23 protein-coding genes are annotated in these 24,544 nt (G+C 70.3%); 10 read left to right on the top strand and 13 right to left on the bottom strand.

What is annotated here, in order from left to right; translation table 11 throughout:
- Positions 1-24 precede the first annotated feature (24 nt).
- Both QTI33_RS10740 and uvrA read right to left on the bottom strand, forming a co-directional pair.
- A complete protein-coding gene (locus QTI33_RS10740) occupies positions 25-1,071 on the bottom strand; it encodes a histone deacetylase family protein (protein WP_444814832.1) in 1,047 nt (348 codons plus the stop codon).
- 3 nt (positions 1,072-1,074) lie between these two features.
- Positions 1,075-6,879 (bottom strand): excinuclease ABC subunit UvrA, encoded by a 5,805-nt coding sequence (uvrA, locus tag QTI33_RS10735; RefSeq protein WP_286505877.1) that lies wholly within the window; start codon positions 6,877-6,879, stop codon positions 1,075-1,077.
- 130 nt (positions 6,880-7,009) lie between these two features.
- On the opposite strand from uvrA, the gene QTI33_RS10730 reads away from it, so the two are divergent.
- From QTI33_RS10730 to QTI33_RS10685, 10 genes are all read left to right on the top strand, one after another.
- Positions 7,010-7,924: a LysR substrate-binding domain-containing protein gene (locus QTI33_RS10730; RefSeq protein ID WP_286505876.1), complete on the top strand. Its 915-nt coding sequence runs from the start codon at positions 7,010-7,012 to the stop codon at positions 7,922-7,924.
- Positions 7,925-8,068: 144 nt separating this feature from the next.
- Entirely contained in the window at positions 8,069-8,485 is a 417-nt protein-coding gene (madL, locus tag QTI33_RS10725) for a malonate transporter subunit MadL (RefSeq protein WP_286505875.1), read from the top strand.
- 4 nt (positions 8,486-8,489) lie between these two features.
- Complete coding sequence (madM, locus tag QTI33_RS10720) at positions 8,490-9,254, top strand: malonate transporter subunit MadM (protein WP_286505873.1); 765 nt, start codon at positions 8,490-8,492, stop codon at positions 9,252-9,254.
- 10 nt (positions 9,255-9,264) lie between these two features.
- On the top strand, positions 9,265-10,947 hold the full coding sequence (gene mdcA / locus QTI33_RS10715; RefSeq protein WP_286505871.1) for a malonate decarboxylase subunit alpha: 1,683 nt from the start codon (positions 9,265-9,267) through the stop codon (positions 10,945-10,947).
- 14 nt (positions 10,948-10,961) lie between these two features.
- The gene (mdcC, locus tag QTI33_RS10710) at positions 10,962-11,303 is read left to right on the top strand and encodes a malonate decarboxylase acyl carrier protein (protein WP_286505869.1); all 342 of its coding nucleotides are present in this window, start codon (positions 10,962-10,964) and stop codon (positions 11,301-11,303) included.
- On the top strand, positions 11,300-12,175 hold the full coding sequence (locus tag QTI33_RS10705) for a biotin-independent malonate decarboxylase subunit beta (protein WP_286505867.1): 876 nt from the start codon (positions 11,300-11,302) through the stop codon (positions 12,173-12,175). The genes mdcC and QTI33_RS10705 overlap by 4 nt, the downstream gene beginning before the upstream one ends.
- Positions 12,176-12,186: 11 nt before the next feature.
- Positions 12,187-12,888, top strand: a complete 702-nt coding sequence (locus QTI33_RS10700; protein WP_286505865.1) for a biotin-independent malonate decarboxylase subunit gamma — start codon at positions 12,187-12,189, stop codon at positions 12,886-12,888.
- Between the two features lie 10 nt (positions 12,889-12,898).
- Positions 12,899-13,585, top strand: coding sequence for a malonate decarboxylase holo-[acyl-carrier-protein] synthase (mdcG, locus tag QTI33_RS10695; protein WP_286505864.1), 687 nt, complete (start codon positions 12,899-12,901; stop codon positions 13,583-13,585).
- A complete protein-coding gene (mdcB, locus tag QTI33_RS10690; protein ID WP_286505862.1) occupies positions 13,582-14,442 on the top strand; it encodes a triphosphoribosyl-dephospho-CoA synthase MdcB in 861 nt (286 codons plus the stop codon). Before mdcG ends, mdcB begins: the two co-directional genes overlap by 4 nt.
- A 12-nt stretch (positions 14,443-14,454) precedes the next feature.
- Complete coding sequence (locus tag QTI33_RS10685; RefSeq protein ID WP_286505860.1) at positions 14,455-15,357, top strand: acyltransferase domain-containing protein; 903 nt, start codon at positions 14,455-14,457, stop codon at positions 15,355-15,357.
- Positions 15,358-15,360: 3 nt separating this feature from the next.
- Here the strand turns inward: QTI33_RS10685 and QTI33_RS10680 are convergent, their stop codons facing one another.
- The 11 genes from QTI33_RS10680 to QTI33_RS10630 form a co-directional block, all read right to left on the bottom strand.
- The gene (locus QTI33_RS10680) at positions 15,361-15,513 is read right to left on the bottom strand and encodes a hypothetical protein (RefSeq protein ID WP_286505858.1); all 153 of its coding nucleotides are present in this window, start codon (positions 15,511-15,513) and stop codon (positions 15,361-15,363) included.
- A 102-nt stretch (positions 15,514-15,615) separates the two neighbouring features.
- Positions 15,616-17,307, bottom strand: a complete 1,692-nt coding sequence (locus QTI33_RS10675; protein WP_286505857.1) for an MFS transporter — start codon at positions 17,305-17,307, stop codon at positions 15,616-15,618.
- Between the two features lie 143 nt (positions 17,308-17,450).
- On the bottom strand, positions 17,451-18,095 hold the full coding sequence (locus QTI33_RS10670; RefSeq protein ID WP_286505855.1) for a 2-hydroxychromene-2-carboxylate isomerase: 645 nt from the start codon (positions 18,093-18,095) through the stop codon (positions 17,451-17,453).
- A complete protein-coding gene (locus tag QTI33_RS10665) occupies positions 18,092-18,292 on the bottom strand; it encodes a DUF1289 domain-containing protein (protein WP_286506323.1) in 201 nt (66 codons plus the stop codon). Before QTI33_RS10665 ends, QTI33_RS10670 begins: the two co-directional genes overlap by 4 nt.
- A gap of 50 nt (positions 18,293-18,342) precedes the next feature.
- Positions 18,343-18,831: a YbaK/EbsC family protein gene (locus tag QTI33_RS10660; RefSeq protein WP_286505853.1), complete on the bottom strand. Its 489-nt coding sequence runs from the start codon at positions 18,829-18,831 to the stop codon at positions 18,343-18,345.
- Between the two features lies 1 nt (position 18,832).
- Positions 18,833-19,753 (bottom strand): hydroxymethylglutaryl-CoA lyase, encoded by a 921-nt coding sequence (locus tag QTI33_RS10655; protein WP_286505852.1) that lies wholly within the window; start codon positions 19,751-19,753, stop codon positions 18,833-18,835.
- A 64-nt stretch (positions 19,754-19,817) separates the two neighbouring features.
- The gene (locus tag QTI33_RS10650; protein WP_286505850.1) at positions 19,818-20,987 is read right to left on the bottom strand and encodes an acyl-CoA dehydrogenase family protein; all 1,170 of its coding nucleotides are present in this window, start codon (positions 20,985-20,987) and stop codon (positions 19,818-19,820) included.
- Positions 20,984-22,231, bottom strand: coding sequence for a CaiB/BaiF CoA transferase family protein (locus tag QTI33_RS10645; RefSeq protein ID WP_286505849.1), 1,248 nt, complete (start codon positions 22,229-22,231; stop codon positions 20,984-20,986). The genes QTI33_RS10650 and QTI33_RS10645 overlap by 4 nt, the downstream gene beginning before the upstream one ends.
- Positions 22,228-23,235 (bottom strand): Bug family tripartite tricarboxylate transporter substrate binding protein, encoded by a 1,008-nt coding sequence (locus tag QTI33_RS10640; protein ID WP_444814831.1) that lies wholly within the window; start codon positions 23,233-23,235, stop codon positions 22,228-22,230. Before QTI33_RS10640 ends, QTI33_RS10645 begins: the two co-directional genes overlap by 4 nt.
- A 25-nt stretch (positions 23,236-23,260) precedes the next feature.
- The gene (locus tag QTI33_RS10635) at positions 23,261-23,650 is read right to left on the bottom strand and encodes a cupin domain-containing protein (protein ID WP_286505848.1); all 390 of its coding nucleotides are present in this window, start codon (positions 23,648-23,650) and stop codon (positions 23,261-23,263) included.
- A gap of 8 nt (positions 23,651-23,658) precedes the next feature.
- Entirely contained in the window at positions 23,659-24,429 is a 771-nt protein-coding gene (locus tag QTI33_RS10630) for an IclR family transcriptional regulator (protein WP_286505845.1), read from the bottom strand.
- Positions 24,430-24,544: the final 115 nt, after the last annotated feature.

Below are 24,544 nucleotides of genomic sequence, written 5' to 3'. Positions count from 1 at the left end.
GTCCCCGGTGGCGTCGCCTCCGCGTCAGCCGGCCTGCTGCATGAAGCCGTCGAGCACGTTGACCGCGTTGGCACCGACTTCGGCCACGGCATAGCCGCCCTCGAAGACGAACACGGTCGGCAGTCCCGCGCGGGCGAGGTCTTCGCCGATGCGCAGGTAGTCGGGCGTGGCGAGCGTGAAGCCGGCGATCGGATCGCCCGCGAAGGTGTCGAGCCCGAGCGAGACCACCAGCGCGCCCGGCTGGAAGGCGGCGATGCCGCGCAGCGCCGTCGACAGCGCCTCCCGCCACAGCCCGAAGCCGCTGCCGCGCGCCAGCGGCAGGTTGTGATTGCAGCCCAGCCCCGCGCCGGCACCGCGTTCGTCGGCGTAGCCGAGGTAGTACGGATACTCGGTGTGCGGATCGCCGTGCAGGCTGGTGAACTGGACATCGGCGCGCTCGTAGAAGATCGCCTGCGTGCCGTTGCCGTGGTGGTAGTCGATGTCGAGCACCGCGACGCGCTCGACCCCGGCATCGCGCAGGCTCTGCGCCGCGATGGCCGCGTTGTTGAGGAAGCAGTAGCCGCCGAAGAAATCGGCGCCTGCATGGTGGCCGGGCGGCCGCGTGAGCGCGAAGGCCGCACGATCGCCCTGCAGCACGCGCGCCGCGGCCGTCAATGCGCAGCGGGCGCCGGCGCGGGCCGCGGTCCAGGTGCCCGCGGTCAGCGGCGTGCCGGCGTCGTACGAGAACAGGCCCATGCGCGCGGGAAAGCTCGCCGGCAGCACGTCCGAGCGGAAGGTGCGGACCGGCCAGTAGGAAGGCAAGGCATCGCGTGTGGCGTTGGCCGGATCGAGGGCGACCCATTCATCCCATGCGCCCGCCAGGAAATCGAGGTAGCGCTGCGCATGCACGCGCGCGATCGCGGCGTCGTCGAAGGCGTCGGGCGCCTCGATGGCGCCGAGGCCGCGCGCCTTCAAGGCGCGAAGCACATGGTCGACGCGCGCCGGCACCTCGAAGCACGGCACGAGTTCGCCCCGGAACATCTCGACCTTGCCGTGGTGCAAGGCGTGACTGTCGTTGTAGATGGTACGCAACGATCAAGCCTCTTTTCGAACCTTGGCAGAGACGCCCGCCGGCTCCTGCACCGGCAGCGTCAGCACCACATGCCGCTCCCGAGAACGCGCCAGCACCGGACCAAGCGCCACGCCCGTATGCGTGCCCAGCTTCACCACCTCTTCCGGCGGCGCCGCAGCCACGACGCGCCCGCCCCCGTTGCCGCCTTCGGGCCCCAGGTCGATCAGCCAGTCGGCCTCGGCGATGACATCGAGGTCGTGCTCGATCACCACCACGCTGTGGCCGCCGTTCACCAGCCGGTGCAGCACGTGGATCAGCTTCTCGACGTCGGCCATGTGCAGGCCCACCGTCGGCTCGTCGAGCACGTAGAGCGTGTGCGGCGCCTTGTTGCCGCGCCGCGTGACGTCGTCGCGCACCTTGCTGAGTTCGGTCACCAGCTTGATGCGCTGCGCCTCGCCGCCCGACAGCGTGGGCGAGGGCTGGCCCAGCGTGAGATAACCGAGCCCGACATCCTTCAGCAGCTGCAGCGGATGGCTGATGTTGGGCATCGAGGCGAAGAACTCGACCGCCTCGTCGACCTCCATCTGCAGCACGTCGCCGATGCTCTTGCCGCGCCAGCTCACGGCCAGCGTCTCGGGGTTGAAGCGCGCGCCGTGGCAGACCTCGCAGGCCACCTTGACGTCGGGCAGGAAGCTCATCTCGATGGTTCGCACGCCGGCACCGTCGCAGCCCGGGCAGCGGCCTTCGCCGGTGTTGAAGCTGAAGCGCGCCGGACCGTAGCCGCGCGCCTTGGCTTCCAGCGTGTCGGCGAACAGCTTGCGGATCGTGTCCCAGAAGCCGATGTAGGTCGCCGGGCAGCTGCGCGGCGTCTTGCCGATCGGCGTCTGGTCGACCTCGAGCACACGGTCGATGGTCTCGTAGCCCTCGACCGCGCGGCAACCGACCCACTTCGGATGCTTGCCCACGGCATCGGCATCGCGGCCGGCCTTGGTCATGCGCTGCACCACCACCGCGTACACGTTGGCCAGCAGCACGTCGCGCGCCAGGGTCGACTTGCCCGAGCCGCTGACGCCCGTGACAGCCACCAGCCGGTGCAGCGGCAGCGAGACCGCGACATCCTTCAGGTTGTGCAGGTCGGCCCCGCTCACGCTCAGCCAGCCCGGAGCCCCCGGCTCGGGCGAAGGCACGCCGCGCCGGGCCTGCAGCGGATGCCGGATCGCCTCGCGCAGATAGCGGCCGGTCTGCGACTCGCCGGCGCCCTCGATGTCGGCCACGCTGCCTTCGGCGACCAGCCGGCCGCCGCGCTTGCCAGCGCTGGGGCCGATGTCGATGATGTGGTCGGCGCGCCGGATCGTGTCCTCGTCGTGCTCGACCACCACCAGCGTGTTGCCCTTGTCGCCGAGCTTGTGCAGGGCGTCGAGCAGGATCTGGTTGTCGCGCGCATGCAGGCCGATGGTCGGCTCGTCGAGCACGTAGCAGACGCCCTGCAGGTTGCTGCCGAGCTGCGCCGCGAGCCGGATCCGCTGCGCCTCGCCGCCGCTCAGGGTCGGCGCGCCGCGGTCGAGCGTGAGGTAGCCCAGCCCGACCTCTTCGAGGAACTCGAGCCGGCTCTTGATCTCCGGCACCAGGTCGCGCGCGATCTCGGCCTGCCGGCCGCTCAGCACCACGTTCTCGAACCAGACGCGGATGTCGCTCACGCTCATGCGCGCCAGCTCGGTGATGCCGATGCCGCCGCCCTCGCCGAACAGCACGGCGCGCGCGGTCGCATTGAGCCGCGTGCCTTCGCAGGTCGGACAGGCCACGTCGCCCACGTCCTCCGCCTCGGGCTCGGCGAAGGTCTGCTCGCGCCCCTTCTGGTCGTCGGCCATCACCGAGTCGTCGTAGACCTTGCGCTGCTCCTTGGTGAGCTTGACGCCGGTGCCCACGCAATCGGGGCACCAGCCGTGCTTGCTGTTGTAGGAGAACAGGCGCGGGTCGAGCTCCGCGTAGCTGGTGCTGCACACCGGGCAGGCGCGCAGGGTCGAGAACACATGGGCGTGGCCGATGCCCAGCGTCGGCGCGCCGGCCATCATCGCGGCCCGCAGGCCCGTGAGGTCGCTCAGCACGTGGACCACGCCCTTGCCGTGTTCGAGCGCGCGGGTCAGCGCCTGGCGCAGCTCGGTCTCCTGCGCCGGCAGCACGTCGAGGCTGGCCACCGGCAGCTCGATGCTGTGCTCCTTGAAGCGGTCGATGCGCGGGAAGCCCGTGGTCGGCAGGAACTCGCCGTCGACCCGCAGGTGGGTGAAGCCGCGCGGCCGCGCCCAGTCGGCCAGCTCGGTGTAGACGCCCTTGCGGTTGCTCACCAGGGGCGCCAAGAGGCCGATGTGCTGGCCCTTGAAGTTCTTCAGCAGCTGGGCCGCGATGCTGTCGGGCGTCTGCGGCTGCACCGCGGCGCCGTCGTGGATGCAGTGCTGGATGCCGAGCTTGACGTAGAGCAGGCGCAGGAAGTGCCAGACCTCGGTGGTGGTGCCGACCGTGCTCTTGCGGCCGCCGCGCGACAGCCGCTGCTCGATCGCCACGGTGGGCGGAATGCCGTAGACCGCATCGACCTCGGGCCGGCCCGCCGGCTGCACGATGCTGCGCGCATAGGCGTTGAGCGATTCGAGGTAGCGCCGCTGCCCTTCGTTGAACAGGATGTCGAAGGCCAGCGTCGACTTGCCCGAACCGCTGACGCCGGTGACCACGCTGAACTTGCCGCGCGGGATGTCGACCGAGAGGTTCTTGAGGTTGTGCTCGCGCGCATTGACGATCTGGATCGCCTCGCGCCCCGGCGCCGGCTGCACCCGGGCCGCATAGGAGCGCGCCGCGCGCTCCGCCACCTTGTAGGCGCCCGGGCCGACCGCCAGTTCGTAGTCGGCCAGCGCCGCGCCGGTCAGCGAGACAGGGTTCTCGCGCACCTGCTCGGGCGTGCCGACCGCCACCACCTGGCCGCCGCCCTCGCCGCCTTCGGGGCCGAGGTCGATGATCCAGTCGCTGGCGCGGATGACGTCGAGGTTGTGCTCGATCACGACCAGCGAATGGCCGGCATCGAGCAGCTTGCGCAGCGCCCGCATCAGGCGTGCGATGTCGTCGAAGTGCAGGCCGGTGGTCGGCTCGTCGAACAGGAACAAGGTGCCCTTGCGCGCCAGCGGCTGCTTGCTGGCGCTGCCGCTCTTGGCGGCCTCGGCCAGGAAGCCCGCGAGCTTCAGGCGCTGGGCCTCGCCGCCGCTCAATGTCGGCACCGGCTGGCCCAGCTTCACGTAGTCGAGGCCGACGTCGACGATCGGCTGCAGCACGCGCAGCACCTCGCGGTCGTTGCCGAAGGCCGCGGCGGCCTCGGCCACCGTGAGGTCGAGCACGTCGGCGACGTTGAGGTTGCGGCCCGCCCGCTCAATCGTCACCTCGAGGATCTCGGGCCGGTAGCGCTTGCCGTCGCAATCGGGGCAGCGCAAATACACGTCCGACAGGAACTGCATCTCGACATGCTCGAAGCCCGAGCCGCCGCAGGTCGGGCAGCGGCCGTCGCCGCTGTTGAAGCTGAACTTCGAGGCCGTGTAGCCGCGCTGGCGCGACAGCGCCGCGGTGGCGAAGATCTCGCGGATCGCGTCCCAGGCGCCGACGTAGCTCGCCGGGTTGGAGCGCGCCGTCTTGCCGATCGGCGACTGGTCGACGAAGACCACGTCGCTCAGGTGATCGGCGCCCAGCATGCGGTCGTGCGCCCCCGGGCTTTCGGTCGCCTTGCCGAAGTGCCGCATCAGGGCCGGCGCCAGCACGTCCTGCACCAAGGTCGACTTGCCCGAGCCGCTGACACCGGTGATGCAGACCAGGCGCGACAGCGGCAGCTCGACCGTGATGTCCTGCAGGTTGTGCTCGCGCACGCCTTCGAGGATCAGGCGCGGCGTGTTGTCGCTGACCATGCGGCGGAAGCCCATGCCGATCTGCTTGCGCCCGCCCAGGTACTGGCCGGTCAGGGTCTCGGCATCGCGCAGCGCATCGGTGCTGCCGTCGAAGACGATCTGGCCGCCGCGGATGCCGGGACCCGGGCCCATGTCGATCACCCGGTCGGCGGCCAGCATCACGGCCGGGTCGTGCTCGACCACCACCAGCGTGTTGCCGGCGTCGCGCAGCCGCAGCATGGCCTCGGTGATGCGGTTCATGTCGCGCGGATGCAGGCCGATGCTGGGCTCGTCGAGCACGAACAGGGTGTTGACCAGCGAGGTGCCGAGCGCGGTCGTGAGGTTGATGCGCTGCACCTCGCCGCCCGACAAGGTGCGGCTCTGGCGGTCGAGCGTGAGGTAGCCGATGCCGACGTCGTGCAGGTAGCGCAGCCGGGTCGTGATCTCCTCGAACAGCAGCTTGAGCGCCTGGATGTCGCCCTCGCTCGCGCTGCTGCTGTTGCCGTGGCTTTCGATGCGGTCGAACAGGCGGCGCAGGCGCTCGATCGGCAACAGCATCAGGTCGTGCAGGCACAGGCCCGGCAGGGCCTCGAGCTGTTCGCGCGACCATTTCACGCCGACCGGCATGAAGCGCCTGGCCGGCGCCAGCACGGCGTCGGCGTCTTCCTTGCTGCCGATGCGCCACAGCAGGCTCTCGAGTTCGAGCCGGGCGCCGGCGCAGGTCGGGCACGGGGTGTAGCTGCGGTACTTCGACAAGAGCACGCGGATGTGCATCTTGTAGGCCTTGCTCTCCAGGTAGGCGAAGAAGCGGCGCACGCCATACCACTGCTGGTTCCACTTGCCCTTCCAGTTCGGCGAGCCTTCGATCACCCAGTGGCGCTGCTCGGCCGTGAGCTTGTTCCAGGGCGTGTCGCGCGGTATGCCGGCGTCTTCGGCATGGCGCATGAGGTCGTCCTGCGCCTCCTTCCAGGCCGGCGTCTGGATGGTCTTGATGGCGCCGGCGCGCAAGGTGAGCTTGTCGTTCGGAATCACCAGCCCGAGGTCGACGCCGATCACGCGGCCGAAGCCGCGGCAGGTCTCGCAGGCGCCGACCGCCGAGTTGAACGAGAACATCGAGGGGATCGGATCGGCGTAGCGGATGTCGCTCTCGGGGCAGTGCAGCCCGGTGGAGAACTTCCAGATGTCCGGCTCGGCGCCCTCGTCGGCCGCCACCGCATACACGGTCAGCCGCCCGCTGCCGCGCTTCAGCGCGACCTCGATCGCTTCGACCACGCGCGCGCGCTCGGCGTTGGCCATGCGGAAACGGTCGGCCACCACGTCGAGCACCTTGCGCGGGCCGGTCGGGGTCGCCACCTCGCGCTCGGCCTGCACCCGCGTGAAGCCGCTGGCCGACAGCCACTGCGTGACTTCCTCGGTCGAGGTGCTGGCCGGCAACTCGACCGGGAAGGTCAGGACGACCCGCGGATCGCCGGCCGCGGCGGCGCGCGACAGCAGTTCGGCGTAGATCGAATCGGGCGAGTCGTGCCGCACCGGCAGGGCGGTCTCGCGGTCGAACAACTGGGCCGCGCGCGCGAACAGCAGCTTCAGGTGGTCGTTGAGCTCGGTCATGGTGCCGACGGTGGAGCGCGAGGAGCGCACCGGATTGGTCTGGTCGATCGCGATCGCGGGCGGCACCCCCTCCACCTTGTCGACCGCCGGCTTGTCCATCCGGTCGAGGAACTGGCGCGCGTAGGCCGAGAAGGTCTCGACATAGCGCCGCTGGCCTTCGGCATAGAGGGTGTCGAACACCAGGCTCGACTTGCCCGAGCCGCTCGGCCCGGTGACCACCGTCATCTCGCCGGTGCGGATGTCGAGGTCGAGGTTCTGGAGGTTGTGCTGACGTGCACCGCGAATCCGGATGGAGCCCTGTGTCATGAATGCCTTGCGGGGTGGGGCAGACATTCTAGGAAGCCGGCGCGGCCCTCGCCCGCGTGGGCGTATGGTTGCGCGCTACGCGGGGGCTTCCCCGCCGGACCGTGCATGAAATAATTACACACGGACACATATGACTTTCCTCGTCGACGAAGAAATCACCTTCCGCAAGTTGGAGATCCTGCTCGTGTTCATGGAGACCGGCAATCTCGCGCGCACCGCCGAGCGGCTCGACATCAGCACGGTCAGCGTGCACCGGGCCCTGCATTCGCTGGAAACCGGCACCCGCTGCGCGCTGTTCCGTCTTGAAGGCCGCAACCTGCTGCCCACGGACGCCGCCAAGACGCTGGCCGACGTCGCCCGGGACGTGGTGCGCACGCTGTCGGAAGGCATCCGGGCGACGCGCCAGGTGGCAGGCTATTCGGCCGACCGGATCCGCATCGGGTCGCTTTTTTCCCTGACCAGCCGGACCGTGCCCAAGGTCATCATGGGGATGAAGCAGCGCAGGCCCGAGCTCCACACCGAGCTGGTGCTGGGCTCGAACGCCGACCTGCTGCAGAAGCTGCGCGACGGCGGCGTCGACGCGGTGCTGATGGCGATCCCCGGCGAGGCGCCCGACGTGGAATCAGAGCCGCTGTTCGAGGACGACATCTTCTTCGCCGCGCCGCTCGACTCCCGCTACGCCGGGATGACGGAGGTCGACCTCGGCGCCTGCGCCGACGAGCGCTTCGTCAGCCTGTCCGAGGGCTTCGTGACCTACAGCGGCTTCATGGAGTCGTTCCGCATCGCTGAATTCGCCCCCAACGTGGTGATGCAGACGGGCGACATCTTCTCGCTCATGAACCTGGTGAGCGGCGGCGTGGGCTACACCCTGCTGCCCGGGCGGGTGCGCGGCGCGCTGCCGCCCAACGTGCGGCTGGTTCCGCTGCAGGCGAAGTACCTGGTGCGCCAGACCATCGCGGTGAACTTCCTGCGCACCCGCGAGCGCGACCCCAATCTGCTGGCCCTGCTGGCCCTGTGCCGCAGCTCGAAGGCCGATCTCTCCTGACACTGCTGCCCAGGGTTTACCCGCGACCGTTTCACGCGGCGTAAGGGTCGCCGTCCCCCGTTAATTGATCGGGACGGGGGCCACCGGTACCGTTCGTCTCCACAGCGCCGCGATTCCGGACGGCGAATCCAAGGAGACGAGCGGATGATCATATTCGGTACCGCCCTGCTGGCCGTGTGCCACCTGCTGGGCATCTTTCTCGGGGATCTTCTGGGGCAGGCGCTCGGCGTCAAGACCAACGTCGGCGGCGTCGGCATCGCCATGCTGCTGCTGATCTTCGCCCGCATTTACATGCAGCGGCACAGCATGTTGCCGAAGCTGACGGAACTCGGCGTCGAGTACTGGGGCGCGCTCTACATCCCGGTCGTCGTCGCCATGGCGGCGCAGCAGGACATGGTGTCGGCCCTGCGCGGCGGCCCGGTCGCGCTGCTGTCGGCCATCGCCGCCGTGGCGGTCTGTGCCTGCGTGATCGCCGTGATCAATCGGACCGAGCGGCCGCAGGCGCAGACCGATGGCGCGCCGACCCTGCACGACAACCCCCTGCTGGCCGACGCGGAGTGACGCCATGATCGACATCCTCGAAAAAGCCGCGGTCCAGAACGGCCTCGTGACCGCCTTCGCGGTGGTCGGCCTGGTCATCCTGCTGTCGGGCCAGATCTCGCGCCGGCTGACCTTCGGCCGCGTCCACGGCTCGGCCATCGCGATCGTGATCGGCCTGGCGCTCGCCTACTGGGGCGGCACCCAGACGGGTGGCCACAAGGGGCTGGCCGACATGACGCTGTTCGGCGGCATCGGGCTGATGGGCGGCGCGATGCTGCGCGACTTCGCCATCGTCGCCACCGCGTTCGAGGTGCAGGCCACCGAGGCGCGCAAGGCCGGGCTGATCGGCGTCGTGTCGCTGCTGCTCGGCACGGTGCTGCCCTTCGTCGTCGGCGCCGGCATCGCCTGGAGCTTCGGCTACTCGGACGCTGTGAGCATGACCACCATCGGCGCCGGCGCCGTGACCTACATCGTCGGCCCCGTGACGGGCGCGGCCATCGGCGCCAGCCCGGACGTGATGGCGCTCAGCATCGCGACCGGACTGGTCAAGGCCATCCTCGTGATGGTGGGCACGCCGATCGCGGCGCGCTTCCTGGGCCTGAAGACGCCGCGCTCGGCGATGGTGTTCGGCGGACTGGCCGGCACGGTGAGCGGCGTCTCGGCGGGACTGGCCGCCACCGACCGCAAGCTGGTGCCGTACGGCGCGCTGGTCGCCACCTTCCACACCGGCCTCGGCTGCCTGCTCGGCCCGTCGCTGCTGTTTTTCGCCACCAAGGCACTGGTGGGCTGAGGGACACCCCATGGAACGCACGAACTGGAACACCAAGGCCGACAACCGCGCCGCGCGCCTCGCGCGTGCGGCCGGCGCCCTCGGCCCGCGACTCAGCGGCAAGCGGGTCGACACCGAAGCCATCGGCAGCTTGCTCGAAGCCGTGCTGGCGCCGGGCGACCGGGTCTGCCTCGAAGGCAACAACCAGAAGCAGGCCGACTTCCTGGCCCGCGCGCTGGTACAGGTCGATCCGGCGCGGGTGCACGGCCTGCACATGGTGCAGTCGGTGCTGGCGCTGCCGGAACACCTCGACGTGTTCGAGAACGGCGTCGCGGCGCGGCTCGACTTCAGCTTCTCGGGACCGCAGGGCGCGCGGCTGGCCCAGCTGGTGTCGGCGGGGCGGATCGAGATCGGCGCCATCCACACCTACCTCGAACTCTTCGCCCGCTACTTCGTCGACCTCACGCCCCAGGTGGCGCTGGTCGCGGCGCACGCGGCCGATGCCGAGGGCAACCTCTACACCGGCCCGAACACCGAAGACACGCCGGTGATCGTCGAAGCGACGGCGTTCTCGGGCGGCATCGTGATCGCCCAGGTGAACGAGCTGGTGGACGGCAAGACCACCACGCTGCCGCGCGTCGACATCCCTGCCGACTGGGTGAGCTTCGTGGTCAAGGCGCCGCGGCCCAACGTCATCGAGCCGCTGTTCACGCGCGACCCGGCGCAGATCAGCGAGATCCAGGTGCTGATGGCGATGATGGCGATCAAGGGCATCTACGCCGAGTACGGCGTGCAGCGCCTCAACCACGGCATCGGCTTCGACACCGCGGCCATCGAGCTGCTGCTGCCGACCTACGGCGAATCGCTGGGGCTCAAGGGCAGGATCGGCAAGCACTGGGCCTTGAACCCGCATCCGGCGCTGATCCCCGCGATCGAAGCCGGCTGGGTGGAATCGGTGCATTCCTTCGGCTCGGAGCTGGGCATGGAGGACTACATCCGCGCCCGCTCCGATGTCTTCTTCACCGGGCCCGACGGCAGCCTGCGCAGCAACCGCGCCCTCTGCCAGGCCGCGGGCCACTATGCCTGCGACCTGTTCATCGGCTCGACCCTGCAGATCGACCTCGACGGCAACAGCTCGACCGCCACGCTGGGCCGCATCGCCGGCTTCGGCGGCGCGCCCAACATGGGCGCCGACGCGCGCGGCCGGCGCCATGCCAGCCCCGCCTGGCTCAAGGCCGGGCGCGAGGCGCGCGCCGGACGCAGCGGCGCCGCCGGCACGCCGCGCGGGCAGAAGCTGGTGGTGCAGATGGTCGAGACCTTCCGCGAGCACATGCAGCCGGCCTTCGTCGACCGGCTCGATGCCTGGACCTTGCAGGCGCAGGCCGGCATGGACCTGCCGCCGATCATGATCTATGGCGACGACGTGACGCACATCCTGACCGAGGAAGGCATCGCCAACCTGCTGCTGTGCCGCACCGACGCGGAGCGCGAGCAGGCGATCCGCGGCGTGGCCGGCTACACGGCGGTCGGCCTCGGGCGCGACCGGCGCGCGGTCGAGAACCTGCGCGACCGCGGCGTGATCCGCCGGCCGGAGGACCTCGGCATCGATCCGCGCCAGGCCACCCGCAACCTGCTGGCCGCGCGCAGCATGCGCGACCTGGTGCGGGCCTCGGGCGGGCTCTACCAGCCCCCGAAGCGATTCAGAAACTGGTGAACGGGAGAACGACCATGACCCTTCCTGCGGGCCTCGAAGCCCTCGACTTCTCTTTCACCGGCACCCGACCGGCCGGCGCCTTCGCGCCGGTGCTGGTCGGCGTCGTCGGCTCCGGCAACCTGGAGGTGCTGCTCGAAGCGGCCGGCGGCGACGGTTGCACGGTCCGCATCGAGACCTCGGCGCGCGGCTTCGGCCCGATCTGGGAGGCCGTGCTCGGCGACTTCCACGCGCGGCATCCGCTGGCCGGCGTGCGCATCGCCATCAACGACATGGGCGCCACGCCCGCGGTCGTCAGCCTGCGGCTCGACCAGGCGGTGGCCGAACTGCCGGCGGCGGCGCCAGGAGCCCGGCCATGATCAGCTACGCCGAATGCTCGGCGCGCGAACGCATCGCGCAGCTGCTGGACACGGGCAGCTTCCACGAATGGCTGCCGCCGGCCGAGCGCCTCACCAGCCCGCACCTGGCGCAGCTGGGCGTGCCCTCGTCCTTCGACGACGGCGTGGCGATCGGCCGGGCGACGCTGGGCGGGCTGGAGGTCTTCGTCGCCGCCCAGGAAGGCGCCTTCATGGGCGGCGGCGTCGGCGAGGTGCACGGCGCCAAGCTGGTCGGCCTGCTGCGCCGCGCGCTGCGCGATCGCCCGGCGGCGGTGCTGCTGCTGGCGGAGTCGGGCGGCGTCCGGCTGCACGAGGCCAACGCCGGCCTGATCGCGGTGTCGGAGGTGATGCGCGCCGTGCTCGACGTGCGCGCGGCCGGCGTGCCGGTGGTGGTGCTGATCGGCGGCGCCAACGGCTGCTTCGGCGGCATGGGCATCGTCGCGCGCTGTGCCGACCACGTCGTGATGAGCGATGTCGGGCGGCTCGCCATGTCCGGCCCGGAAGTCATCGAGGCCTCGCACGGGGTGGAGGAATTCGATTCGCGCGACCGCGCCCTGGTATGGCGCACCACGGGTGGCAAGCACCGCTGGCTGACCGGCGATTGCGACATGCTGGTGGAAGACGACGCGGCCGCCTTCCGCGACGCGGCCATCGATGCGATCGGTGCCTCGAAGCCCGTCACGCCCGCCACGCTCGAAGCCGAACACGCCCTGCTCTCCGCCCGCCTGCGCGACCCGCTCGCGGAGGACGGCGGCGACGACGCCATTGCGCTGTGGACCCACCTGGGCATTGCGGGAGCCGACCGCGTGCCCGACCTGGACGTGGCCGCGGTGCGCGCACTGCGGCCTGCATGAGGAGCGAATCGATGGACTGGAACCTTCTCGCCACCCGGCTCTTCGGCGCCGGCCATGGCATCGTCGCCGACGGCGACTTCCTGCAAGGCACGGCGCACTTCGACGGCCGGCCGATCACCGTGATCGGCACCACGAACCATGCGTCGATCGGCGTCAGGCTGGCCCTGGCCCAGGCGCGAGTGGTGCTCGACACCCTCGCGCAGCACCCGGAGCGGCCGATCCTGCTGCTGGTCGACACCCAGGGCCAGCAGCTGCGGCGGCGCGACGAACTGCTCGGGATCAACCGCGCGATGGCCCACCTCGGCGCCAGCATCGACCTTGCCCGGCGCCGCGGCCATCGCGTGATCGGCCTGGTGTACGACCAGGCGCTGTCGGGCGGCTTCATCACCTCGGGCCTGATCGCGGACGCCTGCCATGCGCTGCCCGAGGCCGAGATCCGCGTCATGCGCATCCCCGCGATGGCGCGCGTGACCAAGCTGCCCGAGGACATGCTCGCCGCGCTGTCGCAATCGAACCCGGTGTTCGCGCCCGGGGTGGCGAACTACGTCGCCATGGGCGGCGTGCGCTCGCTGTGGCAGGGCGATCTGGCGGCGGCGCTGCGCGAGGCGCTGGCGCATTCGCCCCGTGAAGACCTGCGCGCGATCGACGGCGCCGCGCGCGGCGGCCGCCAGCTCGCCGCCGCGGTCGCGCAGCGCGTGCTGGATGCCGCCTGAGGACCGCACCATGATGCCGCTGCGACGCCATCGGCTGGCTTGCCTGACGGACGCGGGCTGGGCCGTCGTCCGCGCGCAGGCCTGGGACGCCCAGGCACGGGCCTGCGTCGACCACTGGGCCGCTCACCGGCTGCCGCTGGTCGTGACGCGGCAGCCGGCGCACGCCGATCCGGCGCAGGCCCCCATCGCGCTCGGCCTGCCGGCCCCACTGCAATGGGATCGGCGGCGCCTGGCCATCCTGGCGCCCCGCAGCGCGCTCGCCTGGTTCGACGAGTTTCCGCGCGCCGTCGATGCGCTGGGCCTGCTGCCGCGCGGGCCCCGCGCCGCGCTGCGCGCGCTCGGCCAGTCGCTCGCCGACTGCCGCGCGCCGGCACGGGTCTACGGCGGCTACGGCTGGCAGCTGTTGACCGGCCTCGAATACCTGCGCGAGAGCTCCGACGTCGACCTGTGGATCGCCGTCGACGACGCCGGGCACGCGGACACGGTCGTTCGCCACCTCGAAGGCTTCGCGCCCCGCCAGCCGCGGCTGGATGGCGAACTGGTGTTCGCGGACGGCACGGCCGTGGCCTGGCGCGAATGGCAGGCATGGCGCGCAGGCCGGGCCCGGCGCCTGCTCGTGAAGCGGCTGCATGGCGCGGCGATGGCGGATGTCTCGTTCCTGCGCCGCCATGCGCCTGTCCTGGAGATAGAGACATGAACGCTGCCCGACTGCCGGCTCGACGCGCCGCCCGACGCAGCGCGGCCGACATCGGACGCGCCGCCACCCTGGCGCTGCACGACGAGCTCGCGCTGGCGCCCAAGCCGGGCTTGGTGTCCTTCGTCGACAGCGGCAGCCACGCGGACATGGATGCCCACACCTTCATGCGCAGCCTGTTCGCCTTGCGCCACTACTTCGTGCAGATCTGCGCCCTGGGCGAGGCCCGTGCGCCGTTCGATGCGCTGGAGCGCTGCGGCGTCGCCGCCGAGGCACGCATGCTGGCGGCCACCGGCGGCATCAACACGCACCGCGGCGCCATCTTCACGCTCGGCCTGCTGTGCGCCGCGGCGGGCGCTTTGCTCCGCGACGGCGCGCCGCCGGACCCGCACGCGCTTCGCCAGGCCTTGCGCCGCCATTGGGGCGATGCGCTGGCGGCGCGCACCCGGCGCGTCTCGACCCTGCCGGGCGGCATCGCCGCGCGCCGCCATGGCCTGCGCAGCGCATCGGAAGAAGCGGCACTGGCTTTCCCGGTGCTGTTCGACACGGCCGTACCCGCCCTCGCCTCTGCGCTGCGGCGCGGCCTGGGTGCCCAGCGCGCACGCGTCGACACCCTGTTCGCCACCATGGCCACGCTGGACGACAGCAACCTCGCGCACCGCGGCGGCATGGCGGGACTGCGCCACGCGCAGCAGGCAGCGCGCGGCTATCTCGCGCAAGGCGGCGCAGCCAGCGACCACGGCTTCGCCGCCGCCCGGGCCCTGCACCGCGACTTCGTCGCCCGCCGCCTGTCGCCCGGCGGCGCGGCCGACACGCTGGCCGCGGCCTGCTGGATGCGGCGGGTCTGCGAGCGCATCTGACGCGCCTGCACCATGAGCTTCGCGCTGATCTTTTCGGGCCAGGGGATGCAGCATCCCGCGATGCTGGCCTGGCTGGCCGACGACGAGCTGCTGTCGAGCGTGGCGCACGTGCTGGGCGCGGACTGGCGCCAGCGCCTCCACGATCGCGACTGGGCCGGCCGCAACGCGCATGCGCAACTGCTCCTGACCGGACTCGGGCTGGCCGCGTGGACACAGCTCGCGCCCCGGCTGCCGGAACCCGCGGTCGTCGCCGGCTACAGCGTCGGCGAGGTCGCGGCCTTCGCGGCGGCCGGCGTCTGCACGACGGGCGATGCGATCGCGCTGGTGCAGCACCGCGCCGCGCTGATGGACCGCGACGCCCGGCGCTGCGACGCCGGGCTGCTGGCGGTCAGCGGCCTGGCGGACGAGGCGATGGCCCAGCTGTGCAGCGCGTTCGGGCTGCGGATCGCCATTCGCAACGACCCGGCCAGCGTGGTGCTGGGCGGCCCCAGGTCATCGCTCGCGGCGGCCGCCGATGCGGCATTGCGCCAGGGCGGCCGCGTCACGGCGCTCCATGTCGGGGTCGCCTCGCACACGCCGTGGATGGCCGAGGCGGCGCGGGCCTTCGAAGCGCGGCTGGCGACGCAGCCCTTCGCCTCGCCGCGGCTCCCGCTGCTCAGCAATGTCGCAGGGCGCGTGCGCGATGCCGCCCATGCCCGGTCCGCGCTGGCCCGTCAGCTCGACCACACGGTGCGCTGGGACCAATGCATGGAGGGCATCGCGGCGCGGCGCGTGGGCTGCGTGCTCGAGATCGGCCCTGGACAGGCCCTGGCGCGGATCTGGAACCAGCGCCACCCGGACATCCCCGCGCGCTCGGCCGACGAGTTCCGCAGCGCCGGCGGCATCGTCGACTGGATCGGGCGGCACGCCGACTGATCGCTACTTCGATTCGCCGGCCGCGGCCGGCGCCGGCGCATGGGTCGCGTCGCCGCCGTGCTTCTCGCCCGACATGTCGACATTGCCGCCCGCCTTGCTGAGCACGTACAGCACGATGGCCGCGAAGATGACGAAGCCGACGACGATTTTCCACATGATTGAGTCTCCCGGGGTGTTCAAGAAAAAGGCCTCGCGCCGGATCGGCGAGAAGCCTCTTTGTTGAACCGAGGACCGAAGAGGCCCTCGTGCCTGCGAACCTCAGTCGTTCGCGTAGATGTCCACGTCCTTGGTCTCGCGGATGAAGATGGTGCCGATCACCAGCGTCATCGCGGCGATGACGATCGGATACCAGAGGCCGTTGTACATGTTGCCGGTGCTGGCCACGATCGCGAAGGCGGTGGTCGGCAGCAGGCCGCCGAACCAGCCGTTGCCGATATGGTACGGCAGGCTCATCGAGGTGTAGCGGATGCGGGTCGGGAACAGTTCGACCAGCATCGCGGCGATCGGGCCGTAGACCATGGTCACCAGCAGCACCAGGTAGAACAGCAGGGCCACCGTCATGGCCTTGTTGATCTTCGCCGGGTCGGCCTTGCTCGGGTAGCCCGCAGCCTTCAGCTGTTCGGCGACGGCCTTCTTGAAGGCCGCGATCTCCTTGGCCGAGGCTTCGTCGAACTTGCTGTTGACCACGTTGCCGGTCGGCGCCGTGATGGTCGCGTTGCCGATCTTGATCACTGCGGGCGAGCCGGCCGGGCCGTCGGCGCGCTCATAGCTCACCGAGTTCTGCACCAGGTAGCGCTTGGCGATGTCGCAGGAGCTGCGGAAGTCGATCTCGCGGGCCACCGGGTTGCCCTGGAACGAGCACGAACGCGGATCGGCGGTCACGACGACGCCGGCCGTGGCCTGCGCGCGCGCCAGGTCGGGGTTGGCGTTCTCGGTCAGCATCTTGAAGACCGGGAAGTAGGTCACCACCGCCAGCAGGCAGCCGGCCATGATGATCGGCTTGCGGCCGATCTTGTCGGACAGCGTGCCGAAGATCACGAAGAAGGGCGTGCCGAGCAGCAGCGCGGCGGCGATCATCAGGTTGGCGGTGGTCGCATCGACCTTGAGCTGCTGCGTCAGGAAGAACAGCGCGTAGAACTGGCCCGAATACCAGACCACGGCCTGGCCGGCGGTCAGGCCCACCAGTGCCAGGATCACGATCTTCAGGTTCTTCCACTGGCCGAAGGATTCGGACAGCGGCGCCTTGGAGGTCTTGCCCTCGGCCTTCATCTTCTGGAAGGCCGGCGACTCGGACAGCGACAGCCGGATCCAGACCGAGATGCCGAGCAGCAGGATCGAGACCAGGAACGGAATGCGCCAGCCCCAGTCGGCGAAGGCGGCTTCGCCCATCCCTTCACGGACACCCAGGATCACCAGCAGGCTCAGGAACAGGCCGAGCGTGGCGGTGGTCTGGATCCACGAGGTGTAGGCGCCGCGCTTGCCGTGCGGCGAATGCTCGGCCACGTAGGTGGCGGCACCGCCGTACTCGCCGCCGAGCGCCAGCCCCTGCAGCATGCGCAGCGCGATCAGGATCACGGGCGCCGCGACGCCGATGGTCGCGTAGCTGGGCAGCAGGCCGACGATGAAGGTCGACAGGCCCATGATCAGGATCGTGACCAGGAAGGTGTACTTGCGGCCGATCATGTCGCCGAGGCGGCCGAACACGATGGCGCCGAAGGGGCGCACCAGGAAGCCGGCCGCGAAGGCCAGCAGCGCGAAGATGAAGGCCGCACCGGCGTCCAGGCCGCTGAAGAACTGGCGCGCGATCACGGGCGCCAGCGAGCCGTACAGATAGAAGTCGTACCACTCGAAAACGGTCCCGAGCGACGAGGCGAAGATGACCTTCTTCTCCTCCTTGCTCATGGGCCGGGGAACGTTTGCCGCTCCCCTCGAATCTAGTGTGGCTGCCATGTCGTCTCCTGTTGAATTTGCGCCCACGGCGTGGGACGTGCATCATTCTTGGAGCGGCGACTGACCCGAGGCTGTCGCGAAACTGAACGGCGGCTGACGAATTAGGGTGTAACCCGCGCCTTACGTTTCAGATGGCAGTAAAACTACTTATTGCTGCTGCGCAGCAGCGAGGGACGCTGGTCGGCGGCCGCCCAGTCCGGGCCATCGAACCAGGCTTCGCCGCGCAGGTAGGCGCGCAGCATCGCGAGGCCGTCGAAGCCCCAGAACAGCCGGCCGTCGACCTCGAAGGCCGGCACGCCGAACACGCCGCGCGCGATGGCGTCGTCGGTGTTGGCCTTGAGCTGCGACTTGACCGCGTCGCCGCTCGCGTCGCGCTGCTGCCGCAGCGCCGCCGCGAGCGCCGCCAGGCGCGTCGCGTCGCCGGGCTCCTCGCCGCTGCGCCAGACATCGCGAAACACGGTCTCGGCCACCTGCCGGCTGATGTCGCCGTCGGCGCTGGTCGCCAGCGCCAGCCGCAGGTGCGGCAATGGGTTGTAGGGGTGCGTCGCGGGCATCCGGATCGGGATGCCGTGCGCCTGGCCGAGCCACAGCACGTGGCGGTAGGTCCAGCTGCGCTTGGCCGGGATCTCGGCCGGGCCGAGCTGGCCGTGGTGCTTGAGCAGCGCGCCAAGCAGCACCGGCCGGTAGGCCACGCTGTAGCTGAGGCCTTCGAGCGCCTGCGGCAGGTGCTCGAAGGCCAGGTAGGCATAGGGCGAGATGAAGTCGAGGTGGCAGGTGAGGTGCTTCATGGCGTGTCTCCGGCGGCGATGCCGAACCCGGCCTCGGCACGCAGTTCGATCGCGCGCCAGATGCTGCGCTTGCCGGCATCGTCCATCCGGCTCCAGGCGGCGATCTCGTCGATGGTGCGCAGGCAGCCCTCGCAAAAGCCCGTGGCCGGCACCATCCGGCAGATCGAGATGCAGGGCGACGGCAGGTCGCCGTGCATGGCGCGTGCGACCGCGGCGCGCGCCGGCAGGGTCGAAAGGGAGGCGATGCTCACACCACGTCCGCGACCGGCGCGCCGGTCAGGCCTTCGAGTTCACGCGGATGCAGTCGAACCACCGCATGCGGATGGCCGGCCGCCGCCCAGATCTCCTCGAAGCGGAACAGCTCGCGGTCGATCAGCATCACCGGTGCCACGGCATGCGCGAACGGCGACACGCCGCCGATCGAGAAGCCGGTCTTCGACTTGACGAACTCGGCATCGGCGCGGCCCAGCTTGCCGACCAGCGCCTCGACCTTCTTCTCGTCGACCCGCTTGTCGCCCGAGGTCACGACCAGCACCGCGGCGTCGTCGGACTTGCGGCGAAAGACGATGCTCTTGGCGATCTGCGCGACCTCGATGCCCAGCGCATCGGCAGCCTGCTGCGCGGTGCGCGCGGCGTCGTCGAGCATCCGCGGCGCGTGGCCATGGCCCTTGTCCTGCAGCAGGCGGGCGACTCGCTGCACGCCCTCCGGCAATGAAGTCAGCTCGGCACCGCACATGTCAGTTGGCCCGCTTGTTGCGGATCGCTTTGGATGCCCGCGAATTGGGCTCGCGGCCGAGTGCGTCGCTGATGTAGACGCCGGCATCGATCAGCAGATCCAGGTCGATGCCGGTCTCGATGCCCATGCCGTGCAGCATGTAGACCACGTCCTCGGTCGCGACGTTGCCGGTCGCGCCCTTAGCGTAGGGGCAGCCGCCGAGCCCGGCGGACGAGGTGTCGTACTGCCAGACGCCCAGCTCGAGGCTGGCCAGCGTGTTGCCCAGCGCCTGGCCGTAGGTGTCGTGGTAGTGGCCCGAGATGTCGTCGACACCGTAGTGCCTGAGCGTGGCCTCGATGGCGCGCTGCACCTTCAAGGGTGTGCCGACGCCGATGGTGTCGGCCACGCCCACGTGCTGCACGCCGATCTCCTTCATGAGCCCGGCCAGCATGTCGACCCGCGACGGCGCGATCTCGCCCTCGTAGGGGCAGCCCACGGTGCAGGACATCGCGCCGCGCACGTGGATGCCGTGCTCGCGCGCCGCCGCCACCACCGGCCGGAAGCGCTCGATGCTCTCGGCGATCGAGCAGTTGATGTTGCGCTGGCTGAAGGCCTCGCTGGCGGCGCCGAAGACCACGATTTCGTCGGGCCATTCTTCGCGCGGCGCGGCGATCGCGGCCTCGAAGCCCTTCATGTTGGGCGTCAGCACCGAGTAGCGCACGCCGGGCTTGCGCCGCAGGCCGTGCATGACCTCGGCGTTGTCGGCCATCTGCGGCACCCACTTGGGCGAGACGAAGCTGGTGACCTCGATCTCCTTCAGGCCGGCGTCCTGCAGGCGGTGCACCAGGCCGATCTTGATCCCGGCCGACACGGGTTGCTTCTCGTTCTGGAGGCCGTCGCGCGGGCCGACGTCGACGATCTTGACTTTGGAAGGGAGGTTCATGGGCTCGCTCGTGGTCGATGAAAGGGCGAACGCCATTTTCTCCGCATCCGGAGCATCCCGGTGCTCAGTAGGATTTCGGCAGGCCCAAGGCCTTTTCGGCAATGAAGTTGAGGATCATCTGCGGGCTGACCGGCGCGATGCGCGGGATGTAGCTCTCGCGCAGCAGCCGCTCGACATGGTATTCCTTCGCGTAGCCCATGCCGCCGAGGGTCAGGACCGCGTTCTGGCAGGCGTCGTGGGCGGCTTCGGCGGCCAGGTACTTGGCGCTGTTGGCCTCGATGCCGCAGGGCGCGCCGGCGTCGTAGAGCGTGGCCGCCTTCAGCATCATCAGGTCGGCCGCCTCCAGGTTGGCCCAGGCACGCGCGAGCGGGTGGGCCACGCCCTGGTTCTGTCCGATCGGCCGGCCGAACACCACCCGCTCCCTGGCGTACTGCGCCGCGATGCGCAGCGCCGCGCGGCCGATGCCGATGGCCTCGGCCGCGATCAGGATGCGCTCGGGGTTGAGGCCATGCAGGATGTACTCGAAGCCCCGGCCCTCCTCGCCGATGCGGTCGGCCTCGGGCACTTCGAGCCCGTCGATGAACAGCATGTTGGAGTCGACCGCCGCGCGGCCCAGCTTGTGGATCTCGCGCACCTCGACCCGGCTGCGGTCCAGCGCGGTGTAGAACAGCGTCAGGCCCTCGGTCGGCTTCCTGACCTCGTCGAGCGGCGTGGTGCGCGCCAGGATCAGCATGCGGTCGGCCACCTGGGCGGTCGAGATCCAGATCTTGCGGCCATGCAGCAGGTAGCCGCCGCCGGGCTGCCGCACCGCCTGGGTCTTGAGCCGCGTCGTGTCGAGCCCGGCGTCGGGTTCGGTGACCGCGAAGCAGGCCTTCTCGGCGCCGGCGATCAGCGGCGGCAGGAAGCGCTGGCGCTGTGCCTCGCTGCCGAACACCACCACCGGATTGAGCCCGAAGATGTTCATGTGGATGGACGACGCGCCCGACATGCCGGCGCCCGACGCGCTGATGGCGCGCATCATCAATGCCGCCTCGGTGATGCCGAGCCCTGCGCCGCCCTGGGCCTCGGGCATCGCGATGCCGAGCCAGCCGCTGGCCGCCACGGCGCGGTGGAACTCGTGCGGGAAGGTGGCGCTGTCGTCGTGCGCGCGCCAGTAGTCGGCGGGGAAGTCTTCGCACAGGCGTTCGATGGCCGCCACCAGCGCGCGCTGGTCGTCGTCGAGGGAGAAATTCATGGGAGTGGCTCGTCGGTAGGGGACGTGGGCTGGAGGGTCGTGCCGTTGGCCAGCAGGGCCGCGATCTCGCCGGCGTCATAGCCGGCTTCGCGCAGCAGCTCGACGCTGTGTTCGCCGATGCGCGGCGCCGGGCGGCGCAGCGCGGCCGGCGTCTCGCCGTAGCGCCCGATCGGGGCGGGCGTGCGCAGGCGGCCTTCGCTCGGATGATCGACCTGGCGGAAAAAGCCGACCGCGCGCAGATGCGGATCGTCGAGCAGGCTTTGCGTCGTGTGCAGGCGCGCCACCGGGATGTCGGCCGCTTCGAGCGCGGCCAGCCACTGATCGGAGGTGCGCGTCGCCATCAGCTCGGCCACGAAGGCATAGACCTCGCCGATGTGGGCGGCCCGCGCCGTGTGGCTGCCGAACACCGGCGAGTCGCGCAGCTCGGGCCGGCCGATGACGTCGAAGAAGGCCAGCCACTGCTTGTCGTTGTAGATCAGCACGCTGAGATGGCCGTCGGCCGTCGCATAGGGCTTGCGGTGCGGGGCCAGCAGCCGCGCATAGCCGGTCGGACCGATCGGCGGCTCGAAGCTGTGGCCGCCCAGGTGGTCGCCCATCACGAGCTGAGACAGGGCCTCGAACATCGGCACTTCGACCGCCTGGCCGCGCCCGCTGCGCTGCGCATGCAGCACCGCCGCCAGCAGCGCGATGGCCGCCTGCAGGCCGACCGCGCGATCGGCCAGCGTGACCGGCGCATAGCGCGGCGCGGCGCCGCTTTGCTGCGCGAACAGCGAAGCGATGCCGGTCGCGCCCTGGATCAGGTCGTCGTAGGCCGGCTTGCCTGCGTAGGGGCCGTCCTCGCCGTAGCCGAAGCAGCCGATGTAGACGATCTTCGGGTTGGCCGCGGCGACCGCCGCGTGGTCGAGCCCGAGGCGGGCCATCGCCTGCGGCCGCGTGTTGTAGATGAGGGCGTCGCAGCCCGCGGCGAGCCGCAGGCAGGCGTCGCGGCCCGCCGGCTGCTTCAGGTCCAGCACCACCGAGCGCTTGTTGCGGTTCAGGTGCAGCGCCATCGCGCCCATGCCGGCATGGCGCATCGGGCCGACGGCGCGCAGGTTGTCGCCGGCCGGCGGCTCGACCTTGATCACGTCGGCGCCGAGATCGCCGAGGATCTGGGTCGCGTACGGTCCCATCACCACCGCCGTGAGGTCGAGGATGCGGATGCCCTGCAGCGGGCCGCCGCCGGCCGTTGCGTCGACGCTCGTCATTCGGGCTGGATGCCGGCGGCTTCGACCAGCTTCTTCCACTTGCCGAGCTCGGCCACGGTGAAGCTGCCCAGCGCTTCCGGCGTGCTGCCGAAGGCGTCGAAGCCGAGCTTGGCCACGCGCTCGCGGAAGACCGCGCCATTGGCCATGCCGGCCAGTGCCTGGTTGAGTTTCGCGACGGTGTCCTTCGGCATGCCGGCCGGGCCGTAGACGCCGTTCCAGGAGGTGATGTCGAAGCCCTTGAGCGCCGGCGTGTCGGCCAGCGGCGGCAACTCGGGAAAGAGCTGGGTGCGCTCCTGGGTCGTGACCGCGATGGCGCGCATGCGGCCGGCCTGGACGGTGGCCAGCCCGGCGGCCAGGTCGACCACCATCATCGACACCTGGCCGCCGATCAGGTCGGCGATGGCCGGCGGCGTGCTCTTGTAGGGCACGTGCAGCATCGGGATGCCGCTCATGCGCGACAGCGTGGCGCCGCTCACGATGCCGGTGCTGTTGCCGCTGGCGTAGCTGAGCTTGCCGGGATGGGCACGGCCCCAGGCCAGCAGCTCGTCGACGTTCTTCACCGGCAGGTCGTTGTTGACCACCAGCATGAAGGGCAGGTTGCCCATGCGGCTGATCGGCGTGTAGTCCTTGACCGGGTCGTAGGGCAGCCGCTTGAACAGGCTCGGGTTGGCCGAGTGGGTGGTGTTGGTGGTCATGAACAGCGTGTAGCCGTCGGGCGCCGCCTTGGCCACCGCCTCGGCCGCGATGACGCCGTTGGCCCCGGCGCGGTTGTCGACGATCACCGAGCCTTTGAGGGCCTCGCCGAGCATCTGCGCCGTGATGCGCGCCACCGCGTCGGTGCCGCTGCCGGCCGCGAAGGGCACCACCAGCCGGATCGGCTGCTTCGGGTAGCCCGCGTCCTGCGCGAAGGCCCACGGCATGGCACTCCCGAGACCGAGTCCGGCTCCGAGTGCAATGAAGCGGCGGCGGTCGCCCGTGCCGCGGCTGTCGATGTTCTTCTGCATGCCTGTCTCCCTTCTGTTGTCGATGTCACGGTCGAACCACCCGATCGGGCAATTCCTCGTACGGCGGGCTGTAGACCACCAACACCCGCACCGGCTCTTCGCTCACCACGGTGAAGCTGTGCATCGCGCCGGCCGGAAAGAAACAGCAGTCGCCCGGCCCCAGTTCCTGCCGTTGCCCATTGACTTGCGCCACGGCGCGGCCCGCCAGCAGGTAGCAGACCTGCTCGATGCCCGGATGCGCATGCGGCAGCGCGCCCTGGCCCTTCTGGATATGGCCGACCAGCATCTCGATCTGCCTGGCGCCGACGGTGTCGGGGCCGATCAGGCGCTTGTTGAGCGTGCCGGTGTGGTTGGCCGGGTGGTAGCCGGGGATCTCGGCTTCGCGGATGAAGTAGCGCGGGTCGGATGGGTTCATGCGCGCGCTCATCGTTTGCGCGGCGGCGCTGCGGTCGCGGTGCGCTGCGGCTCTTCGATCGACCGGCAGGCGGCGCGCAGCATCGCCGCCATTTCCTCGATCCGCGGCTCGACCCGATAGCGCGGTCCGGCGATCGAGATGGCGTAGGGCTGGCCGCCGACGTGCACCGGCCAGGCGATGCCGGCGAGGTCGGGAATGCTCTCGCCGAGGTTGGCGTACCAGCCGCGGGCGGCCGAGCGCTCCAGTTCAGCTTCCAGGGCGGTCGTGCTGGTCAGCGTCGCATCGGTCAGGCGCGCGAGCCGTGTGGCCTTGAGGCAGTCCCGCAGGGCGTCGGGCGTCAGGGTGGAGAGCAGTGCGCGCCCCATCGAATTGGCATAGGCCGGCCGGGTCTCGCCGGCAGCGGTGGTGTAGCGGATGCTCTGCGGCGCATCCACCACTTCGAGATACACCACCAACCCGCCCTCGCGCAGCTTGCCGAAGACCACCGTTTCACGCGCGCTGTCGCGCAGTTCGAGCAGCGCCGGCTTGACCCGGTCGAGCACCGGATCGTGGGCCGCGATCACCTGCGCCATCGCCAGCAGGCGGCTGGTCGGGTAGTAGCCCTGGCGGCGGCCGGTCTCGTAGAGATAGCCGCGCTCTTCGAGGGTTCGGATCAGGCCGAGGCAGCTCGACACCGGCATGTCGAGCAGGCGCGCCATCTCGGACAGCGCCAGCGGCTGCTTCTCCTGCGCGAAGGCTTCGATGATCTCGAAGACCCGCAAGGCTGTTTTCACACTCATGAATTTATTTTCATGGATGTGAATTAAATTGGGTTCAGGGTTTGTACGGGTCCTTCAAAGCCCGCCACGTGGTCCGCTGGGCGGATCGCGGACTCGCCGGGAAAACGCAGCCCAT

This window comes from Variovorax davisae, assembly GCF_030316845.1.
Taxonomy (GTDB): domain Bacteria; phylum Pseudomonadota; class Gammaproteobacteria; order Burkholderiales; family Burkholderiaceae_C; genus Variovorax; species Variovorax davisae.
Note: the sequence above shows the minus strand (reverse complement) of the source record. Positions and strands in the feature narration are given on the sequence as shown.